Below are 3,391 nucleotides of genomic sequence, written 5' to 3' on the forward strand. Positions count from 1 at the left end.
AGATTTTAGAATATAGACAGTTTTTACAACAGTTACGAGATACCTTAGATGAGATTTTAGCTTCTGCTTTACGAAAGGGTATTAGTAAAAATGATATTGAACAGGTTTTATTAGTGGGAGGAAGTTGTTTAATTCCCGCAGTTCAACAATTAATTATTTCCTACTTTGGTAAAGCTAAGGTAAAACTAAATAAACCTTTTGATGCTGTCTGTCATGGTGCATTAGCTATTACACAAATTACCGAAATAGATGATTTTTTGCGTCATAGTTATGCAATTAGATTATGGGAAAGTTATAGCAAAAGTTATATTTATCATCGCTTATTTACCAAAGGTGAAAAATATCCTTGTCAACGTCAAGAATGGTTAAATCTGCAAGTTGCTAATCATGGACAAAAAGAAATTCGTTTAGATATTGGTGAATTAGCTGATATGTCACTAACTGAAATTGCTTTTGATGCTTCGGGAAGAATGACTTCTAGCACTCTTCAACATCAAGAAAGTTACCGTTCCTTAGATAATCAAAATCAACAGGTTTGTGTGGCAAAACTTAATCCACCAGGAGCAGCAGGAATGGATAGAATATCGGTGTTGTTCGAGGTTGATTCTCGACGGACTCTATTAGTAACTGTGAAGGATTTATTAACAGCAGAAGTCTTAGTTAGTAGGGGTGAAATTTATAAATTAGCATAAAACAATACCAGGGTTAGTATGATAAAAATCAAATGCTTTTTGCCAAATAACAAAGAACCCAGACGTGTAGGGGTAAAGCAAGAGCTTCATTGGTGTCAACTTAAGCTCAAATCCCTACCACATCTCGTTCCTAGTCTCTGACTAGGAATGCAGTTGATGAGGCTCTGCCTCTAATAAGTAGTGAGACAGAATTAATTACACAATGTCATTGCGTTAGCGCAGCGTGGCGTTAGCCATATATAACGAAGTGAAATGAAGCAATTCCAATGGTTGTGATTGCTTCCCTGCGCTCGCAATGACTGTAAATATTTTTGTCCAATTACTTATTATTGAAGGCAGAGCCTTCTAGAATTCATTCCCAGTCAGAGCAGGGGAATGAGATGAATTGAGTTCTTTGCGGGAAGAGGTTTTACGTTAAGTTGACACCTATGAAGCTCTTGCTTTACCCCTACGTTTAGAATCAAACAATCAAGCCGTTTTGAGTATAGTTCAATAAAATATTTCAAATTCCATGACTTTTGCCAATTACCCAATTACGTCGGAAAAACCGTGCTAGTGCTGATTCTTCCAAAGATAAATAAATCGGTCTACCATGAGGACAGGTGCGCGGGTTGCGGGTATGTTGCCAATTATCTAATAAGGTCTGCATTTCTGGTAAACTCATTTTTGTGCCATTGCGAATTGCACTCCGACAAGCAACAGCAACTTGAGCAGTTTGTAAGTCCCCTCCCCAACTTAATTCTAAAATTGCTTCTGCACAATCTTCTCGTTGTTTTAACATGATAGGAATGTTACGCACTGCCCAAAGGTTATCACCAAATGGTTCTATATCTAAACCAATGCGTTGTAATTGGGAAACCTGGGCTTGTGATAATTGATAAATAATAATTGGGGTTTCTACAGCTACTAATTGCCAACTATCACACAATTGTTCATATAATACTCGTTCATGGGCTATATGTTGTTCTACTAACCACATTCCTCCAGAATGTTCAGCAACAATATAAGTATTACTCAGTTGGGCAATGGCTTTTAAATAGGTTTGATTTTCACTACTTTGGGATTTTTGAGAGTTGAAGTTATATTCACCTTTTGATTCTGCGACTTTCAATAAATTACTAACTCTGGTTGTGTGAATGGATTCTTTTATATTGGTTTCCGAAATCCGCAGAGATTTGTGAATAGCTTCAGTAATTTGTTCTTGCCAAAAAGTTAGTTCATTGAGATAAATTTCTGTTTTGGCTGGGTTACGATTCCAGTTAATTTGTTCTGGAGAAATAGTTAAGTGTAGAAAACAAACGGGATAGCGATCGCGTGGTAATATCTTATGAAAGGCTGAAAATATTGTCTGTTCTAGTTCTGGCGTTTTAATCATTCTGCCATTAATTGCCACTTTTACCCAATCAGGACGATGACGATGGCATCTATCGGGTAATCCTATCACCAAATGCAAAGACGAATTTTCCAGATTTGGTATTTGTAAATTCACCTCATGTAAATCACCTTGTCGCACCTGGGGGAGAATTTGGGGAATTAGTTTTCCCACAGTTGGTGCGGGACAAATCGTAAACCATTCTTTGTCATTTTGCCAAATTTGATAATTAACATGAGGATGACACAAAGCTATCTGTTGAATGACATTTTGTACAGCCTTTAATTGCTGATTTGTCGCCGGTAAACCCTGACGACGAGCTTCATAATTAGCAAATAAATTATTAACTGTTACTACTGTACCCGGTGCGATCGCTACCACTTCTACTTGTGATACTTCTCCTTCATTATTATAAGCAACTCGCCAACCTTCACTTCCCCCCAAAGGACGACTTAAAACTTCTAAATCTGCCAAAGTCGTTAAACTATGTAGCGCCTCACCACGAAACCCCAAACTGCTGATTTTCCATAAATCTGCACTGGAATGAATCTTACTGGTACTGTGGGCAGTTGCGGCTTGTTGTAAATCATCTAAATTCATGCCACAACCATTATCAGCCACACGAACTCGCCACATTTGCGGCCATAAAGAAACGACAATGCGTGTTGCTCCAGCATCTAGGGAATTTTCCACCAACTCCCTGACAACAGCTACCCAAGAGTCAATTACTTCTCCTGCCGTAATTAGATATACAACCTCTGTTGGTAAAGCTTGAATCGTAGATGCCATTATCATTAAAAATTACTAATTAAAAATTAAAAATTGTCTTTACGGTTAGATAATTAGCTTACAATATTATGACTGCAAAATATTAATTTCTCAAATCTGCTGTGATCCTAAAGAAATACGAATTAATAAGGGATATTTGGTAAATTTCTGATTAGATTAGAAGCAGAGAAAAGCTTATGAGTATTAATTTAGTTGCTGATGTTAACGACTTAAAGAACAGTCTTCTATGGGGTCAACCTGCTTTTACAATTATTGATGTGCGCGATCGCTCAAAGTACAATTATAGCCGCATTACCGGAGCAATTTCCATCCCCCTCAATGACTTGGAATCTCGCGCTCAAACCTCCCTATACAGAGAACGCCAAATCTACATTTACGGCGAAAATGACAGCCAATCAGCCCAAGCTGTGAGAACCCTGCAATTCCTCGGTTTCACAGCCGTAGCTGAACTGGGCGGTGGCTTACCAGCCTGGAAATCTATCAACGGTGCGACAGAAGGGGTAGAGGGTTGAAAGGAGTAGGGGGAGGTGGGGAGGTA

The 3,391-nt window shown here is 38.3% G+C and carries 3 protein-coding genes; 2 read left to right on the top strand and 1 reads right to left on the bottom strand.

Annotation, left to right across the window (positions count from 1 at the left end; genetic code table 11):
- Positions 1-692, top strand: a 692-nt coding sequence (locus tag IQ228_RS23390; protein WP_193964603.1) for an Hsp70 family protein, incomplete at its 5' end; no start/stop codon positions are given.
- 502 nt (positions 693-1,194) lie between these two features.
- On the opposite strand, the gene mutL is transcribed toward IQ228_RS23390, so the two are convergent.
- The gene (mutL, locus tag IQ228_RS23395) at positions 1,195-2,853 is read right to left on the bottom strand and encodes a DNA mismatch repair endonuclease MutL (protein ID WP_193964605.1); all 1,659 of its coding nucleotides are present in this window, start codon (positions 2,851-2,853) and stop codon (positions 1,195-1,197) included.
- A gap of 176 nt (positions 2,854-3,029) precedes the next feature.
- Between mutL and IQ228_RS23400 the strand changes: the two genes are divergently transcribed.
- Positions 3,030-3,365, top strand: a complete 336-nt coding sequence (locus IQ228_RS23400) for a rhodanese-like domain-containing protein (protein WP_027403295.1) — start codon at positions 3,030-3,032, stop codon at positions 3,363-3,365.
- Positions 3,366-3,391 lie beyond the last annotated feature (26 nt).

Source organism: Dolichospermum sp. LEGE 00246, assembly GCF_015207865.1.
Lineage (GTDB): Bacteria > Cyanobacteriota > Cyanobacteriia > Cyanobacteriales > Nostocaceae > Dolichospermum > Dolichospermum heterosporum.